Origin of the sequence: Rossellomorea sp. GCM10028870 (assembly GCF_042666755.1) — a bacterium.
GTDB lineage: Bacteria > Bacillota > Bacilli > Bacillales > Bacillaceae_B > Rossellomorea.
In genome coordinates, this window is the sequence record NZ_JBHTGN010000006.1 from 199,932 (window position 1) to 217,365 (window position 17,434).

A 17,434-nucleotide genomic window follows, 5' to 3' on the forward strand; every position below is an offset into this window, starting at 1 on the left:
CTTTATGTAGTTAACAGTAGATCCTCTATTATTGTACCAAACTTTCGCGGTTCTTCCACATGAATTGCATGACCTGTGTTAGAAATTGTCATGATTTGAAAGTCCGGATTGAGGTTTTTCATTTCTTTTGCGATATGAACAAACTTCTGATCCAGCTCTCCGACAAGTAAATGGACTGGTATAGAAAGCTCGCCCAGCTTGTCCCACCATGAGTCTTGAGCCCCTGTCCCCATTCCTTTTAAGCTATTGGATAAGCCTAATGGGGACTGACCCAGGCGCTGCTGCCGAATCTCGGCACGCTCATTATCAGTAAGTCTTTTTTGAGAAGCAAACAACGGGATCTCTTCCCAAAAGTCGACAAAGTCTTCCATTCCTTCTCTCATGATCCTTTCGGCTAATGCGTGGTCTTTTTTCCGCCGTTCCACTCTTTCTTCACCCGTTTTCAATCCGGGAGAGGCACTCTCAAGAATCAGGGACTTCACCTTTTGAGGGTAGCTCATGGCGAAGTGAAGGGCTGTCCGGCCTCCCATTGAATAGCCGATCAAGACCGCCTGCTCTATTTCAAGTGCAGACAAAATGGAATCAAGATCATTGGATACACGATCCATTGTATACCTTGAGAAATCCTCAGGTGCTTCTGTGCGGCCATGACCAATCAAATCAATGCTTACACACCTATAGGTGGAAGATAATTGATCGGTGATTTTTGACCATGTCGTCGTATCCCCGGTAAAGCCATGAAGAAAAACCAAAGGCTCTCCTTCTCCTTTAACTTCTACAAAATAGCGAATATCATTCACTTGCAGGATCAATGATTTTCACCCTTACATTTCTTCACCATTTCCCGGGAAACAAAATTCCACAAATTACGATGATTTGCTACATTTTCTTCACGGTTCGTCATTACTTCAATGATTTTCAAGCCGTTTTTATGCTTTGCTTCCTCAACAGCAAAAGCAAATTCTTCTTCTGATTCCACTCGGAAATAACCGGCTTCGTAAAGCTTGGCCGCATGGGAAAAATCCAGATCCATTGGCGTGCCGAACAGCTCTTCAAAGTATTCACCTTCACCCGCCTGCGGAAGATAAGAAAAGATTCCCCCACCATTATTATTAAGGACCACAACGGTCAGATTAAGCTTGTATTTCTTACCGACGAGGAGGCCGTTTAAATCGTGGAAGAAAGCAAGATCACCTATCAAAAGATACATGGATTCTGAGCTTGTGCTCATCCCAAGTGATGTCGATACCACGCCGTCAATTCCGTTCGCTCCCCGATTGGCATAGATACCGATTGACCGATCATTACTAAAGAAAAATGTATCGATGTCCCGTATCGGCATGCTGTTGCTTACAAATACATTTGATTTTTCAGGCAGGTGTTGAATAAGTTCACTTACTGCCATTCCTTCATCCCATGACAAATGACCTTTTAGAAGGAGTTCCTTTGTAGAATGGTTTACATTCTTCCAGTGATTGATCCACTTTTTAGAAAAAACACGGCTTTCTTCATTGATCATGCTTTGACAGAATTGGCTCTCATCACAATAGATATATTCCGTCCCTTTTGCAATGGGATCCTGCCATTCTTCCCCCGGACTCACGATCCAGTATGGCATTTCAGAAAGACCTTTCAAAAACAACATGAGAGGCTTTGAAACAGGCATGGCACCGAAACGGATCACGATTTCAGGGTGCAGGCTCTTCTTCACTTCATCAATCTTCAGGAACGTATCATAGGTATCGATAATATGTGCCTTCGAATGAGAACCGCTTCTCATCTGGGAGAGGGGGTCCGCTGCGATGGGAAAACCGAGTTTCTCACTAAAGGCAACGATGGAATCAATCGAATCACTATTCAGGCCCGGTCCGCATACAATCAGACCTCTCTCTTTATTTCTGAGTATCCCTTGAAGCTCTTGAGAGATTGAGTGGGAAAGGCTCCTTTCTCCGTGGAGGACCCTTTTCATCTGTGAACCTGTTGAATAAGATACGCCCTTTAAATCAGGAATTAACGGTTCTCTAAATGGAAAATTAAAGTGAACGGGTCCTCTCGGTTCTGCTAGTGAAAGTCCTATTCCTCTGGATGCTGACGATCTTGCATATTCAAGCATGGACGGACTATTCTCCGGCAATGCCATATCCACTGTCCATTTTACGTGTTTCCCATATAGATCCAGCTGATCAATCGCTTGCGGGGCACCTACCTCCCGCAGCTCATGGGGACGATCAGCCGTCAGCACGATCAACGGCACTTTCGCGTAGCGGGCTTCAATAATCGCTGGATAATAATTGGCTGCTGCCGTTCCGGATGTACAGAGGATGGCTACCGGCTTTTTCTTTGCCTTCGCAACCCCTAAAGCAAAGAACGCAGCAGAACGTTCATCTACGTTAATGTACGTCTTTACCTCTGGATGATGGGCGAATAATAACGCCAAAGGAGTAGATCGAGAGCCAGGGCTAATGACTACTTCGTCTACTCCATTTCCAACTAATTCTTCAATAAATGCCGCTAAATAATGTGTTAAATGCTGCTGATGTTCATCAATCATTTATGTTTCCCCCTAATGCCCTTAGCATCGGTCGAAATTTCATTTGTGTTTCTCTAAATTCACTTTCCGGCTGAGAATCTGCCACTATTCCGCACCCTGCATATAAATAAGCCTTATCCTTCTGAAGTAGACCTGATCGAAGGGCAACGGCATACTCACCATTTCCATAGGCATCGATCCAGCCGACAGGACCCGCATACAAACCACGATCCATAGCTTCCTCTTCTCTGATCACATGCAATGCCTTATCCCTTGGTACCCCGCCTAATGCAGGGGTTGGATGTAATTTTTCCACCAGATTGATAAGAGATGTATGTTCAGACGCCTGTCCAATGACAGGAGTATATAAATGCTGAATGTCTTTCAGCTTCATCAGTTGAGGCGAAGACGGAATCGTCAATGTTTCACAAAAAGGTGTAAGAGCGTCTTGAATGCTCTCCACCACGAGCTGGTGCTCATAACGGTTCTTTTCATCCAGCAGGAGCTCTTCGCCCAGCTTCTCATCACTTTCCAACGATTCCCCGCGGGCAATCGATCCTGCTAAACAGGTGGAAAGAATTTCTTCTCCCGATTTCTTCACGAGGCGTTCGGGCGTAGCTCCGATAAAGCAGCTATCTTCCCTCTCAAAGCTGAAGACAAAGCTGTCCGGCTGCTGCTTCCACAAATTATCCAATACAAAATCAGATGACACTTGGGTATCAAACGACACTTCACATTTTCTGGCAAGCACTACCTTATCCATTTCACCCTGCTTTAAACGATTCACCACATTTTGAACAGAATCCTTCCATTCTTCAGGCTTCATATCCCTATTTTGCAGCCATTGGGGCTGTTCAGGAATAATAGGCATCCTTGCATTGGCAAGAAGTTCATCCTTGATTCTTATGCAATCATAGAATAATGATTCTTCCTCATCCGGATGACAAATGAAATTCACCGTTAAATAATTGGTTTTTCCCGGCTTTGTCAGCATAAACATAGGTAATTGAAACGTACCGTTCGAGAATTGCCTCCACTCTTCTCCGATAGATTTAAGCGGATCAAAGCTAAAGCCGCCAAATAACAAAGGTCCTGTGCCTGCAATTTCTTCCCCAGTGACAACGACAGACTCTACAATTAAGCGCTTCCACTCATTCTCAACCGTAAAAAATCGTTCTTCAATCTCATTTGTAGACAATATATGAGCCGCTCCAATCCCTACTAGCGAGATGGTATGATCACGGTCCTTCCATAGAAAACGCTCACCAACAAAAGAGCTTCCTCCATAATAAAAAGAAAGAGGATCGACTGCATCGACTTCCTCCACTATGCTGAGAAGGACGGGGTGATGTAATTGTTTAGCCTTCATTTTGGCTGTATCATATGCTTTTTCAATATTGGTTTTATGAATGGTAACCAATTGAATTCCCCCAAACAAAATCACGTACGATATTCAAACTTATTTTAAGATACACCTGTCTTTAAGGTGTGTCAACGGAGTTTAAGACATGTTAACAATATTTATCCTTATTATATATAATAAACCCTTTTTCCCCTTTTGAGAAACCAAAAGCGTTGTAAAAGTCCTCAATTACTGGAAAATAGCACCTTCACAGATTTTTAAAAAATGATTGACAGTCCTCTTCCCTTTACCTACACTTTAATCTGTAAAGGAATTGTAATGTTTTCTGAAAATTCCTTATTGCGTAAGGGAGAGAATATGATGGAACAACAAGCATCCAACGTGTTGGAATCAGATAAAGGGTGGAAGATCTGGTGGCAGCTTACAAGGCCTCACACTCTTACAGCAGCATTTGTACCTGTCTTACTGGGGACTGTACTAGCTCTGCAATTTACCAAGATCAGTTTATCACTGTTTGCAGCCATGCTCATTGCCTGCTTGCTCATCCAGGCTGCTACCAATATGTTCAATGAGTATTATGACTATAAAAGAGGTTTGGATACAGAGCATTCGGTCGGTATCGGTGGAGCAATCGTCCGGAACGGAGTTAAACCATCCACGGTCATAAACCTCGCCTTTTCACTGTACGGAATCGCCCTTTTATTAGGAATTTATATTTGTCTTAATAGCACATGGTGGCTGGCACTCATAGGTATAGTGTGCATGGCAGCGGGGTACTTTTATACTGGCGGACCTATGCCAATTGCTTACACGCCTTTTGGAGAAATCGTAGCCGGTTTCTTTATGGGACTTGTGATCATACTCATATCGTTCTACATTCAAACTGGATATATCAATGGTGACAGCATCCTATTGTCTGTTCCCGTATCCATTTTAGTCGGCGCCATTCTATTAGCGAATAACATCCGCGACCTGGACGGTGATAAAGAAAACGGCCGTAAAACCATCGCGATTCTTTTAGGAAGAAAAGGAGCGATCATCCTTTTGGGCGGCATGTTTGTCGTATCCTATGGCTGGATTGTCGGACTGGTCCTTGCCGGCGTTTCATCACCTTGGCTATTCGTTGCCTTTCTAAGTATTCCGAAAGCATTCAAGGCAACGACAGGATTCATCGGCAAATCACAGCCGATCGAAATGATGCCCGCCATGAAAGCCACCGCACAAACGAACACCATCTTTGGATTCCTATTATCCATTGGACTATTACTTGCATATATGCTTTAAAAAAATCAAGAGTCGCCCCTTCATTTCGGGACGACTCTTTTTTTTATGTTTTAACAACCCCACTTTCGGATAAAGTATGGTTAGTACATTATTTAAGCGAACATAATGAAGGATGTGAAGAAATTGCTAACAGACAGCCAAAAACAGACATTAAAACAAGAATTGGTTCAGCAGGAAAAACAGTTGCAAGAACATCTTCATCAGGATTTAGATAATCTTCACCATACAAATGAACGGGATAACTCAGGTGAACTCTCCCTTTACGATAACCATCCTGCCGACATGGGAACAGAGTTATATGAACGAGAGAAGGATTTCGCCATAGATGATCACGCCAAGCTCGAACTAAATAAAATTCAACGCGCTTTGCAGGCGATAAGCCAAGGAACATACGGTCAATGCAAAGAGTGTGGCCAGGATATTCCTTTTGAGCGTTTGGAAGTCATTCCAACGACACTTTATTGTAAAGATCATTCACCGGAACAATCGACACCTCAGGATAGACCCGTAGAGGAAGATGTACTGCAGCCGCCTGTTGATAACGAATTCAGACATGAAACAGATGGTAATGTCCGTGATGATCAAGACAGCTTTCAGGAAGTAGGACGCTTCGGGACATCTGAAACACCTTCTGACTTCGAAGGTGATTATGAAGACTACTCGGAATTGTATCAGGATGAGGACACTTCCGAAGGATTCACCGAGGATTTCGAATCCTTTGTCGGAACCGATATGGAAGGTTCCAATCGTAAAGCATATCCTTCGAAAACCCATGAAGAATACGAGGATATGCTGGATGAAAATAATATGGAATCCACATTGGGTGACATTCCGTATAAAGATGGCGACAGTTATATTTCTGATAAGAAGAAATAATTTAAAAAGGCTTGGGGAAACTTTTCCCCAAGCCTTCTTTTACTTTATTAAACTGCCCTGTGAAATGCCCCAGATGTCTTTCGCATACTGTTCAATCGTCCGGTCACTTGAGAAATAGCCGGAGTTTGCAATGTTCTGCAAGCACATTCGTGACCAATGCTCTTTATTTTCGTACGCTTTTCCTGCTTGCTCGTGAGCCCTTACATAGGAATCGAAATCCCTCAGAACAAAGAATTGATCATTCTCGGTCAGTAAGGAGTCATAGATGGTTTCAAAATGGTCACCTGCGTCTGGAAGTGTATCATCAATCAATTGATTCAACACCTTCTTAATGCGGGTATCATAGTGGAAATACTCCATGGCATAGTATCCACCGTGATGCTGATATTTCATTACTTCATCCGCCGTTAATCCAAATATAAAGATATTCTCTTTCCCTACTTGCTCAAGAATCTCAATATTAGCCCCGTCCAATGTTCCAAGGGTCAAAGCCCCGTTCATCATGAACTTCATATTTCCAGTACCGGATGCTTCCTTGCTGGCTGTAGAAATCTGTTCTGACAGATCAGCTGCAGGAATGATTTCTTCAGCTAATGAAACCCGGTAATTTTCCAGGAATACGACTTTAATCCGCCCTTTTACAAGCGGGTGGTCATTCACCAGATCCGCTACAGAATGAATCAACTTTATGATTTTCTTCGCATAGTAATACCCCGGGGATGCTTTCGCACCAAAAATGAACGTTCGCGGATGAAAATCAAAGCTTGGGTCTTCCACACAGCGATTATAGAGATGAAGAATGTGTAAAACATTCATCAGCTGGCGTTTATACGCATGGAGCCGCTTCACTTGAATGTCAAAAATCGAAGTAGGATCCACGACGATTCCATTACTTTCAAAAATTCGATCTGCAAGCTTCCGTTTATTTTCCTGTTTTACATCATACAGGTCCTTAAGAAACGCCGTATCGTGATGATACTCTTTCAAGTCCGCTAACTTACCTGGATCTTTAATCCACCCATCTCCTATGGAAGACGATATCAGATTCGACAGAGACGGGTTGCTATTCAATAGCCATCTTCTATGTGTAATGCCATTTGTCTTACTATTAAATTTATCAGGATAATATTGATAGAATAAGTTCATTTCTCTAAGCTTTAAGATTTCAGTATGAATCTTTGCCACGCCATTCACACTAAAGCTTCCTACAATCGCCAGATGAGCCATTTTCACTTCATCATGGGAGATGATCGCCATATCCTCTATCCGCTTCCACTCACCGGGATATTCCTTCCACAATTCCTGACAGAATCGCTCATTGATTTCATTCACGATCATATGGATGCGGGGCAGCAGAGGTTGGAAAATACGGATCGGCCATCTCTCCAATGCTTCTGAAAGCGTCGTATGATTCGTATAGGCAAATGTATTCGTCGTGATTTCCCACGCTTCCTCCCATTCGAAGGAATATTCGTCAAGCAGGACCCTCATCAGTTCTGGAATCGCGAGAACGGGATGAGTATCATTGATATGGATCGATATATTCTCATGCAGTTCCTTCAGGTCCCCATTTCGATAAAGGTAGGAATCAAGAATCGAACGGATGCTTGCTGATACAAGGAAATACTGCTGTTTCAATCGCAGGATTTTCCCTTCTTCATGGGTATCGTCAGGATAAAGGAATTCTGTGATCGCTTCCGTATCACGCTTGTATTTCATCATATCTTTCCCGGCTTTATAGGCAGCGGGTTCAGCACTCCATAATCGAAGGGTATTAACCGTCGACGTTTCATACCCTACTACAGGCATATCATAAGGAACGGCCGCTACTACTTCTGCATCCACATGACGAAACTTCAATACATCATTATCCGTATAAGATTCCACCTTACCCCAGAAAGGCACTTCGACGGTAAGATCTGACTTTCGAACTTCCCATACATGTCCATGACGCAGCCACTGCTCCGGAAGCTCCATCTGAAAACCGTTGACGATCTTTTGTTCAAATAAACCATGCTTGTAACGGATTCCATAGCCATGTCCAGGTAGATTAAGGGAAGCCAATGAGTCGAGGAAACATGCAGCCAAACGACCCAGACCGCCGTTTCCGAGTCCTGCATCGTGCTCCACCTCTTCCATTTCAGCAAGGTCTATTCCCAGGTCCTTCAATCCCTTATCCACAATATCGTAGATTCCTAAATTCATCAGGTTCTGGCGGAGCAAACGCCCCAGAAGAAATTCAATCGATAAGTAATACACCTGCTTTTGTTTACTGAACCGGTACTGCTCATTCGTATGAATCCAGTTCATGGAGATGTATTCCCGTATAAGGTGACCTAATGTGAAAAACTGATCCTGACTGGTGGATTCAGGAAACGTCTTCCCATACATCATTTCAAGCTTCTTCAGAAACATTTCTTTAAATTCAATTGGATCAGAAAACATGGCTTTCACTCCTTGATACCAGGTCAGCATATAGTTGATTATACTTAAAGGCCGATTGCGCCCAGCTATAATCCTTATTCATTGCAGTTCGTACAATATGATTCCATGTTTCCGGATCTTCGTAGAAATACGATAGAGCTCTTCGATAAGTGTAGAGCATATCGTGGGCATTAAAGTTCTTAAACGAAAAACCGTTCCCTGTCTTCGTTTCTTCATTATAGGATTCCACCGTATCGTTCAATCCACCGGTCTCCCGGACAAGCGGCAGGGCTCCATATCTCATGGCAATCAATTGACCCAGTCCGCACGGCTCGAACTTAGAAGGCATCAGGAATATATCACTGGCAGAATAGATCTGTTTTGCCAGTTCCTCATTAAATCCGATTTGCACTCTGACCTTATCCGGATAGGTCCATTCCATCTCCCTGAAGAACTGCTCAAACTCCCAATCGCCTGTTCCCAGGAGGACAAATTGAACTTCTTCCTGGAGCATTTCATGAAATACTCCCCTTACTAGTTCCAGCCCTTTTTGATTCGTTAATCTTGAAATGATGGAAACAAGAGGGATTCCTTCATTCTCTTCTAACCCCAAGCTTTTTTGCAGGTGAAGTTTCGCTTTCTTCTTTCCATGGAGATTGCCGCTAAAGTAAGGAAACTCTCCATCATCAGGATTGTACACTTCATCATCAATACCGTTTAAAATACCTAATAACTGGTTGTATCGCTGCCCTAAAATAGTATGAAGCTTTTCCCCGTAATAAGGCGTCAGAATTTCCTCTTTGTATGTAGGACTCACCGTGGTAACAAAATCCGCAGAAATCAGAGCACCCTTCATAAAATTGATATTTCCATAGAACTCAAGGTATTCGTGATGAAAATACTTATCGTGAATGCCTAATAAGTCAGTCATCACCTGTTTAGGATAAATCCCCTGAAATTGAAGATTGTGAATGGTGAACACACTGCGGATAAACGAATAACCCGGTCTCTCCTGGTATTCGGTTCTTAATAAAAATGGAACCATTCCCGTGTGCCAGTCATGACAATGAATCACATCTGGATAAAAATCAAGAACAGCAATACTTTCCAGCACCGCTCTGGTAAAATACGCAAATCGCTCCCCGTCATCAAAATATCCGTATAAACGATCCCGATTAAAATAGTATTCATTATCGACGAAATAATACGTTACTCCATTTTCACTGTACTCTTCAATTCCACAATACTGATTCCGCCAGCCGACTGACACGAAGAACTCTTTCTTCCTTTTCATTTTTGAACGAAACTCATGAGGGATCCCACCGTATTTAGGCAGGATCACCCTGACATCCGTCCCTAAACTTCTTAATTCCTTAGGCAAAGCGCCGGCAACATCCGCCAAGCCCCCAGATTTAATAAAAGGGACACACTCAGATACTACAAATAACACTTTCACGAATTCATCAGCGCTCCTTGAATCATCCCTTTGCGAATGACTATTGGATTGTTTGGATCTCCGATAAGCTTGACGCCATCTTCGATTCTCACATCTTTATCTAAAATCACATTCTCTAGTACACAGTTATCTCCAATTTGACTCTTCTGCATAATGATGCTACCCGAAATCATCGTATTTTTCCCTACCTTGACCGCTCTGAACATCGTAGAATTCTTCACTTGGCCTTCTATGAAGCATCCATTGGCGATGATACTATTTTTCACACTTGCAGCTGAAGTGTAGCGTGTTGGCGGCTCATCTTTTACCTTCGTGTAGACAGGTGAATCCTTTTTGAACAATTCTTTCCAATAAGATAGATTCAAAAGTTTCATGCTGGCATCATAGTATTCTTCAATGCAATCAATCGTTTGAACAAATCCTTCATGCTCATAGCCGCACACCTTAAATCCGCTGTCCATATCATCCACAACATCCTGCATACACGTATAGCCTGTTTCACTTCGATTCTCAATCAAATCAATGAGTGTAGAAGTTTTCACCAGGTACATATCTAAAGAGTTTCCGTTATGACGCATTTCCGTTATATCACAGCCGATACGGATATGGCGTTCAAGAACCGGTTGATAGGCAATATTGCATAATGTAAAGCAATTGCTGATCAATGCGTATTCCTGGGTACTGCGATAAAAGTAGTCTAAGTGATGAGCGAAGTGATTAAATGAACCCACACCCTCTTCATTCGCCTCTAATCCTGGTGCCGGGAAGAAAAACAACCCATCACGCTTCCGATTCAGATCCCAGTTCTTCCCAGATCCAAGATGGTCCATAAGGGAACGGTATTGAAACTTAGGAAAAATCGCAACGGAACCAATATCTGAGTTCACCATATTAGAGAGTACAAAGTCGATCAAGCGGTATCTCCCGGCAATTGGAAGAGCAGCTAATGAACGATGTAACAGTAAATCCTCCAACGAATCATAATAACTAGTAGCATCAATAACGCCAAGCATTGTATTTTTCAAAACACTTCCTCCTCTTAAGTTGTAATGTGGGTCTTCAACCTTTACACTTTTTCTTGTTCCAGTAGTGTTTCAATGAATGATTCCGTAACCAGGATAATTTCATCCGATCCTTCTTCCGGCATGATGCATAGGCCGTTCGGAACCTTGACATTCGACGGCACGATCGCCTGTTCAATATAGGCGTTTTCCCCAATGACCGCATCCGGCATAACGACTGAGCGGCTTACATGTGCTCCCTTTTTCACCGTTGTTCCTTGGAACAGGACGGACTTACGAATCGTCCCTTCAATCGTACATCCTTCATTCACAAGAGACCCCTCAACAAGCGCTTCTTCAGAAATGTATTGAGGCGGCTCATTCGGATTCACTGAATACACTCTCCAGTCATGATCGAACAGATTCAGCTCATTTTCCTCATCAATCAAGTCCATATTCGCTTCCCACAGGCTCTTAACTGTTCCGACATCCTTCCAGTACCCTTTAAACGGATAGGCCATCAGCTTTTTCTTCTCATCAAGCAGTAAAGGGATAACATCCTTCCCAAAGTCATGGCTTGAATCGGGATTACGCTCATCCATCTCCAAATAATCCTTCAGTACGGAATAATTGAAAATATAGATTCCCATCGAAGCAAGATTACTCTTAGGAAAAGCCGGCTTTTCTTCGAACTCTGTAATTCTCATTTCCTCATTGGTGTTCATAAGACCGAACCTGCTTGCCTCATCCCAGCCTACTTCAATGACGGAAATCGAGACATCCGCTTTCTTCTCGATGTGATAATCAAGCATTTTACTATAATCCATTTTGTAAATGTGATCTCCTGATAGAATCAGCACATACTCGGGATCATATTGCTCAAGGTAATTCATATTTTGATAAATGGCACTCGCCGTCCCTGTATACCAACGCATTTCAGATGATTCAGCATAAGGTGGCAGTACGGTCACTCCCCCATTTCTACGGTCAAGATCCCATGCACTTCCGATTCCAATATAAGAATTTAATACTAACGGCTGGTACTGAGTAAGGACACCCACCGTATCAATCCCTGAATTTGTGCAATTGCTTAATGTGAAATCAATAATACGATATTTTCCTCCGAACGGAACGGCTGGTTTCGCCAGACTCTTCGTCAATGAGCTTAAACGGCTCCCTTTTCCACCTGCTAATAACATGGCCACACATCTACCTTTTGCCATCTTTTTCTCTCCCCTTTCAATCTATTGGTTTTAAATAAACGGCTGCATATGGTGGAATCGTCATTTCCACATATCCTTCTCTTCCATGGTAGGACTCGTTGTGCACTGTAAGAGGCATAGGATTCACCTGATGTGAACCACCAAATCGTTCATCATCACTATTCCAAATCTCTTCATAAGAAGAAACCTTATTGACTCCTACCTTATACTGATGATACACACGAGGACTGAAATTACAGATCACCACAAGATGATCCCCCTTCTCTTTCCCATTTCTGATAAAAGAGAAAATCTGCTGCTCTCGATTATCCACATCCACCCATTCGAATCCCTCTGAACGATGATCCATTTGAAATAATGGTTCAGCACCTTTATATAAATGCATAAGCTCTTTAAAATATGAGTTGAATTTGTGATGAAATTCGTAATCCAATAAATGCCAATCTATTTCCTCTAAATCCTTCCACTCTGAAAACGGGGCAAGTTCACTTCCCATAAACAGAAGCTTTTTCCCTGGATGAGCCATCATATAGCTCAGGAGCAGACGATATTGAGCGAATTTCTGCCAGTAATCACCTGGCATTTTATTCAATAATGACTTCTTCCCATGTACCACCTCATCATGGGAAAAGGGAAGCACATAATTCTCTGAGTACGCATATAACAATGAAAATGTTATAAGAGAATGCACATGCCTTCTTTCAGACGTGTCTGTTTCCATATATTTAAGGACGTCATTCATCCATCCCATATTCCACTTATAATTAAAGCCAAGTCCTCCATAATGAACAGGAGACGTCACCTGTGGCCAGTCTGTAGAATCCTCTGCAATCATCAAAATCGAAGAATCATACTCGAACACTGCCATATTCAAGTTTTTCAAAAACTGTATGGCTCCTTCATTGGGAGCAAGCTCTCCCTGGTTAGCCCAGTAAATAATATTGGCCACTGCATCAATCCGGAATCCATCAATATGATACAGGTCCATCCAGAAACGGGCATTCGAAATCAGGAAGCTTCTCACTTCTCCCTTACCTAAATCAAAATTCGCCGTTCCCCACGTATAATTCTCACGGTCCCTTTCCTCTCCATACTCATAAGCAAACGAACCATCGAATTCATATAACCCGTGAGCATCCTTACAAAAATGACCCGGGACCCAATCCAATATCACGCCAATATTATGTAAATGACATTCATTGACGAACGCCATCAATTCATGAGGTGAGCCATAGCGACTAGTCGGAGAATAATAACCAGTACCTTGATACCCCCAAGAACGATCAAACGGATGCTCCGTGACAGGAAGCAACTCAATATGTGTAAATCCTTGTTCTTTCACATGGGGAATTAATTGCTGTGCTAATTCCTTATAGGAAAGAAATTTCCCTGCTTTCTTTTTCCATGTGCCTAAATGCACTTCGTAAATTGCCATAGGCTTGTCATAGACCGTCGAACTGGCTCGATGCTCAAGCCACTCCTCATCCTCCCATGAAAACCCCTGCAGCTCATACACGACGCTTGCAGTATTTGGACGCTTCTCAGAAGCAAACCCATAGGGGTCCGCCTTCAGCTTCTTTGAACCTGAGGGAGTCGTAATCTCGTACTTATACGTTTCTCCCGATAGATTCTCATCAATGCGAATTGTCCATAAACCTTCGTTATTCCGCCTCGTAAGTTCATACCCTGTTCCATTCCAATGATTAAAAGATCCAACCAATGAAACATGTCTTGCTTTCGGTGCCCAAACGCAAAATTCTGTATAGGTTCCAGTAGAGTCTCTTCTCACATGTGAACCCATAAACTGATAGGCCTGCTGCAAATTTCCCTCATGAAACAAAAAAACATCATAATCTGATATGGTCATTGCGTTCATCATCTCACCTACATTTTTTCAATCTACTTACTACTTTCTTTCAAGTTCATCAAAATCCTCTTTATTATCGTCGCTCAATTACGACAATTTCCTACATACATTTGATAAAATGGTTCACTATTGGAAAGTCTTACTAAATGATAAGGTTTACATTGGAAGAACATAGGGGAATCATGTTGAATTCATAGCGGAATTTGTCGAAAGTTTTTTAATTAAAAAATGTGAAATTTGCAGTAAATGCAGAAGGATTCCGGTATTTTGTATCGTTTCTGGCTGATTGTGAGAAGGATGGCGGTGTCGAATTAAGGAGTGATTGAGAAGGCGTAATGCATCAGGCGCCTGCATGCTTATGGTGATTAGTAGGGTGAATGAAACATGTTCTAATGGTCCCGGATGGGTAATTAAGGAGGGAGCATTCATAGTTTAGTCTTTAAAGGAGGTTGGGTTTATTGAAGAGCTTGAGAAGTTTAATGAAGAGATTAAGAGGTGATTGATGCCATTTACTTTTCGATGATCACTGACTGAATGTTCCCATCCTCCGTTTATTGTATTGAAAAATTGGATCTGAAAAGAAAAGTGCAGAAGTTGATAATATATTGGGAAAAGTCGATAATATATGTGGAGAAGTCGATAATATATCCTTCGTAGAGAAATAGAAGCATGCGTTTCTCTTGTAAAACCGCTTATTTTAGTCCCGATCTGCCTCCATATTCAATTAACTCTCTTCATTTAGTCATTTTTTCTTCTATTATTAATAAAATAACCACTAATTCTACTACTTTGTACAAAAAAAAAGACTATCAAAAATGATAGTCTTTTTTCAGATGACCCATACGGGATTCGAACCCGTGTTACCGCCGTGAAAGGGCGGTGTCTTAACCGCTTGACCAATGGGCCATAATATGGCGGAGAAGGAGGGATTTGAACCCTCGCGCCGGTTGCCCGACCTACACCCTTAGCAGGGGCGCCTCTTCAGCCACTTGAGTACTTCCCCATATTGGCTCCGCAGGCAAGATTCGAACTTGCGACCGATCGGTTAACAGCCGATAGCTCTACCACTGAGCTACTGCGGAATAATGAAATGGTGGGCCTAAGTGGACTCGAACCACCGACCTCACGCTTATCAGGCGTGCGCTCTAACCAGCTGAGCTATAGGCCCATAAATAATTGGAGCGGGTGAAGGGAATCGAACCCTCATCATCAGCTTGGAAGGCTGAGGTTTTACCACTAAACTACACCCGCGGTATTTAAATAAGAAAGTATGGGGCGACTGATGGGAATCGAACCCACGAATGCCTGAACCACAATCAGGTGCGTTAACCACTTCGCCACAATCGCCATAATGTCTTCAAATAGAAAATGGTGGCTCAGGACGGAATCGAACCGCCGACACATGGATTTTCAGTCCATTGCTCTACCAACTGAGCTACTGAGCCTTACTTAGAGTAAAATATTTAATTATGAACCATAATCTTATTTAAAGAAAATGGCGGTCCGGACGGGACTCGAACCCGCGACCTCCTGCGTGACAGGCAGGCATTCTAACCAACTGAACTACCGGACCAAAGCTTTTTGCGTAAGCAAAATAGGTTTCATTACCTCGCGATAGCGAAAATAACTATCCATGCGTGACTCATCAAGGATTACCCTATCCTAAGTCAAAAATGGTATTGCGGGGACAGGATTTGAACCTGCGACCTTCGGGTTATGAGCCCGACGAGCTACCGAACTGCTCCACCCCGCGACGATATGAGTAAGGAATTCACCATAAAAGTAAATATGGAGGAGGAAGGGGGATTCGAACCCCCGCGGGCTGTTACACCCCTGTCGGTTTTCAAGACCGATCCCTTCAGCCGGACTTGGGTATTCCTCCGTAATAAAAATGGTACTTGGTGGACCTTGTAGGACTCGAACCTACGACCGGACGGTTATGAGCCGTCTGCTCTAACCAACTGAGCTAAAGGTCCCTTTTGGTAGCGGCGGAGGGGATCGAACCCCCGACCTCACGGGTATGAACCGTACGCTCTAGCCAGCTGAGCTACACCGCCAAGAAACATAATATCAAAAATATTTTTTTACTTTCATAAAACCAATGAAGTTTATCTTACTTTCGTAAAAAAACATGGTGGAGCCTAGCGGGATCGAACCGCTGACCTCCTGCGTGCAAAGCAGGCGCTCTCCCAGCTGAGCTAAGGCCCCAAAGAAGTGGTCGGGAAGACAGGATTCGAACCTGCGACCCCTTGGTCCCAAACCAAGTGCTCTACCAAGCTGAGCTACTTCCCGATAATATGGCGCGCCCGAGAGGAGTCGAACCCCTAACCTTTTGATCCGTAGTCAAACGCTCTATCCAATTGAGCTACGGGCGCAAAATATGTCGTTTCCTTCCGAAAAATCAATGGTGCCGAGGACCGGAATCGAACCGGTACGGTAGTCACCTACCGCAGGATTTTAAGTCCTGTGCGTCTGCCAGTTCCGCCACCCCGGCAAAATTTTCTGGAGCGGAAGACGGGATTCGAACCCGCGACCCCCACCTTGGCAAGGTGGTGTTCTACCACTGAACTACTTCCGCGAAATATAATGGTGCGGGTGAAGGGACTTGAACCCCCACGCCTTGCGGCGCCAGATCCTAAGTCTGGTGCGTCTGCCAATTCCGCCACACCCGCATGTATGATTGATATTTTGCTAATGCAAAAATCAATGGTGAGCCATGAAGGACTCGAACCTTCGACCCTCTGATTAAAAGTCAGATGCTCTACCAACTGAGCTAATGGCTCATCTCAAAAGATGAAATTCAAAACCAACATGGTGCCGGCAAGAGGACTTGAACCCCCAACCTACTGATTACAAGTCAGTTGCTCTACCAGTTGAGCTACACCGGCATATTAATTACCCACTAATGAAAAATGGTGGAGGATGACGGGATCGAACCGCCGACCCTCTGCTTGTAAGGCAGATGCTCTCCCAGCTGAGCTAATCCTCCAAATATAAAGCCTGGCGACGTCCTACTCTCACAGGGGGAGATCCCCCAACTACCATCGGCGCTGAAGAGCTTAACTTCCGTGTTCGGCATGGGAACGGGTGTGACCTCTTCGCCATTGTCACCAGACATTTTCTTGTCTCTTTTTTAAGGACAAGTATTATTATATCGTGTAGATATATTTTTTCAAGGCTTTTTTTTATATTTTCTTATAAAATTCATTCCCTGAAAACTAGATAAAGAATTGATGTCAAGAAAGCCAAGTATCGACCAATCGTTGTTCATTTAAAAAATGACTCTTTGTGGTTAAGTCCTCGATCGATTAGTATCAGTCAACTCCACATGTCGCCATGCTTCCATCTCTGACCTATCTACCTAGTCATCTTCTAGGGATCTTACTCACATACGTGATGGGAAATCTCAT

At 43.2% G+C, this 17,434-nt stretch carries 10 protein-coding genes, 21 tRNA genes and 2 rRNA genes; 2 read left to right on the forward strand and 31 right to left on the reverse strand.

Annotation, left to right across the window (positions count from 1 at the left end):
• Nucleotides 1–2: 2 nt before the first annotated feature.
• The 3 genes from menH to ACFQWC_RS21530 are packed head-to-tail and all read right to left on the reverse strand — an operon-like array spanning nucleotide 3 to nucleotide 3,950.
• On the reverse strand, nucleotides 3–806 hold the full coding sequence (menH, locus tag ACFQWC_RS21520; protein WP_299739696.1) for a 2-succinyl-6-hydroxy-2,4-cyclohexadiene-1-carboxylate synthase: 804 nt from the start codon (nucleotides 804–806) through the stop codon (nucleotides 3–5).
• Nucleotides 807–808: 2 nt separating this feature from the next.
• Nucleotides 809–2,551 (reverse strand): 2-succinyl-5-enolpyruvyl-6-hydroxy-3-cyclohexene-1-carboxylic-acid synthase, encoded by a 1,743-nt coding sequence (gene menD, locus ACFQWC_RS21525; protein WP_377109057.1) that lies wholly within the window; start codon nucleotides 2,549–2,551, stop codon nucleotides 809–811.
• Entirely contained in the window at nucleotides 2,544–3,950 is a 1,407-nt protein-coding gene (locus ACFQWC_RS21530) for an isochorismate synthase (RefSeq protein ID WP_299739514.1), read from the reverse strand. Before ACFQWC_RS21530 ends, menD begins: the two co-directional genes overlap by 8 nt.
• A gap of 303 nt (nucleotides 3,951–4,253) precedes the next feature.
• On the opposite strand from ACFQWC_RS21530, the gene ACFQWC_RS21535 reads away from it, so the two are divergent.
• Both ACFQWC_RS21535 and ACFQWC_RS21540 read left to right on the forward strand, forming a co-directional pair.
• The gene (locus ACFQWC_RS21535; protein WP_299739698.1) at nucleotides 4,254–5,177 is read left to right on the forward strand and encodes a 1,4-dihydroxy-2-naphthoate polyprenyltransferase; all 924 of its coding nucleotides are present in this window, start codon (nucleotides 4,254–4,256) and stop codon (nucleotides 5,175–5,177) included.
• A 114-nt stretch (nucleotides 5,178–5,291) separates the two neighbouring features.
• Entirely contained in the window at nucleotides 5,292–6,053 is a 762-nt protein-coding gene (locus ACFQWC_RS21540) for a TraR/DksA C4-type zinc finger protein (protein ID WP_341358021.1), read from the forward strand.
• Nucleotides 6,054–6,092: 39 nt separating this feature from the next.
• On the opposite strand, the gene ACFQWC_RS21545 is transcribed toward ACFQWC_RS21540, so the two are convergent.
• The 28 genes from ACFQWC_RS21545 to ACFQWC_RS21680 form a co-directional block, all read right to left on the reverse strand.
• Nucleotides 6,093–8,498 (reverse strand): glycogen/starch/alpha-glucan phosphorylase, encoded by a 2,406-nt coding sequence (locus tag ACFQWC_RS21545; RefSeq protein ID WP_341356860.1) that lies wholly within the window; start codon nucleotides 8,496–8,498, stop codon nucleotides 6,093–6,095.
• Entirely contained in the window at nucleotides 8,488–9,933 is a 1,446-nt protein-coding gene (gene glgA / locus ACFQWC_RS21550; protein ID WP_299739520.1) for a glycogen synthase GlgA, read from the reverse strand. Before glgA ends, ACFQWC_RS21545 begins: the two co-directional genes overlap by 11 nt.
• Complete coding sequence (locus ACFQWC_RS21555; protein ID WP_299739522.1) at nucleotides 9,930–10,958, reverse strand: GlgC family sugar phosphate nucleotidyltransferase; 1,029 nt, start codon at nucleotides 10,956–10,958, stop codon at nucleotides 9,930–9,932. Before ACFQWC_RS21555 ends, glgA begins: the two co-directional genes overlap by 4 nt.
• Nucleotides 10,959–10,999: 41 nt before the next feature.
• Entirely contained in the window at nucleotides 11,000–12,157 is a 1,158-nt protein-coding gene (locus ACFQWC_RS21560; protein WP_299739524.1) for a glucose-1-phosphate adenylyltransferase, read from the reverse strand.
• 16 nt (nucleotides 12,158–12,173) lie between these two features.
• Nucleotides 12,174–14,033 (reverse strand): 1,4-alpha-glucan branching enzyme, encoded by a 1,860-nt coding sequence (gene glgB, locus ACFQWC_RS21565; protein ID WP_377109058.1) that lies wholly within the window; start codon nucleotides 14,031–14,033, stop codon nucleotides 12,174–12,176.
• 825 nt (nucleotides 14,034–14,858) lie between these two features.
• Nucleotides 14,859–14,930, reverse strand: a tRNA-Glu gene (locus ACFQWC_RS21570).
• A gap of 6 nt (nucleotides 14,931–14,936) precedes the next feature.
• Nucleotides 14,937–15,027 (reverse strand) — tRNA-Ser (locus ACFQWC_RS21575).
• Between the two features lie 4 nt (nucleotides 15,028–15,031).
• A tRNA-Asn gene (locus tag ACFQWC_RS21580) sits at nucleotides 15,032–15,106 on the reverse strand.
• Between the two features lie 9 nt (nucleotides 15,107–15,115).
• Nucleotides 15,116–15,192 (reverse strand) — tRNA-Ile (locus ACFQWC_RS21585).
• Between the two features lie 9 nt (nucleotides 15,193–15,201).
• Nucleotides 15,202–15,275 (reverse strand) — tRNA-Gly (locus tag ACFQWC_RS21590).
• Nucleotides 15,276–15,295: 20 nt separating this feature from the next.
• Nucleotides 15,296–15,371 (reverse strand) — tRNA-His (locus tag ACFQWC_RS21595).
• A gap of 22 nt (nucleotides 15,372–15,393) precedes the next feature.
• Nucleotides 15,394–15,469 (reverse strand) — tRNA-Phe (locus ACFQWC_RS21600).
• Nucleotides 15,470–15,520: 51 nt separating this feature from the next.
• Nucleotides 15,521–15,597 (reverse strand) — tRNA-Asp (locus ACFQWC_RS21605).
• A gap of 106 nt (nucleotides 15,598–15,703) precedes the next feature.
• A tRNA-Met gene (locus ACFQWC_RS21610) sits at nucleotides 15,704–15,777 on the reverse strand.
• Nucleotides 15,778–15,813: 36 nt separating this feature from the next.
• A tRNA-Ser gene (locus tag ACFQWC_RS21615) sits at nucleotides 15,814–15,906 on the reverse strand.
• A 17-nt stretch (nucleotides 15,907–15,923) separates the two neighbouring features.
• Nucleotides 15,924–16,000 (reverse strand) — tRNA-Ile (locus ACFQWC_RS21620).
• A 4-nt stretch (nucleotides 16,001–16,004) separates the two neighbouring features.
• Nucleotides 16,005–16,081, reverse strand: a tRNA-Met gene (locus ACFQWC_RS21625).
• Nucleotides 16,082–16,156: 75 nt separating this feature from the next.
• A tRNA-Ala gene (locus ACFQWC_RS21630) sits at nucleotides 16,157–16,232 on the reverse strand.
• 7 nt (nucleotides 16,233–16,239) lie between these two features.
• Nucleotides 16,240–16,316: transfer RNA gene (locus ACFQWC_RS21635), tRNA-Pro, on the reverse strand.
• Nucleotides 16,317–16,322: 6 nt separating this feature from the next.
• Nucleotides 16,323–16,399 (reverse strand) — tRNA-Arg (locus ACFQWC_RS21640).
• Nucleotides 16,400–16,429: 30 nt separating this feature from the next.
• Nucleotides 16,430–16,518, reverse strand: a tRNA-Leu gene (locus ACFQWC_RS21645).
• Nucleotides 16,519–16,527: 9 nt separating this feature from the next.
• Nucleotides 16,528–16,602, reverse strand: a tRNA-Gly gene (locus ACFQWC_RS21650).
• Nucleotides 16,603–16,611: 9 nt separating this feature from the next.
• A tRNA-Leu gene (locus tag ACFQWC_RS21655) sits at nucleotides 16,612–16,696 on the reverse strand.
• Nucleotides 16,697–16,731: 35 nt separating this feature from the next.
• Nucleotides 16,732–16,807 (reverse strand) — tRNA-Lys (locus ACFQWC_RS21660).
• A gap of 29 nt (nucleotides 16,808–16,836) precedes the next feature.
• Nucleotides 16,837–16,912 (reverse strand) — tRNA-Thr (locus ACFQWC_RS21665).
• Nucleotides 16,913–16,937: 25 nt separating this feature from the next.
• Nucleotides 16,938–17,013: transfer RNA gene (locus ACFQWC_RS21670), tRNA-Val, on the reverse strand.
• Nucleotides 17,014–17,022: 9 nt separating this feature from the next.
• A 5S ribosomal RNA gene (gene rrf / locus ACFQWC_RS21675) occupies nucleotides 17,023–17,139 on the reverse strand.
• 173 nt (nucleotides 17,140–17,312) lie between these two features.
• Nucleotides 17,313–17,434 (reverse strand): 23S ribosomal RNA (locus ACFQWC_RS21680); the annotation flags it as partial.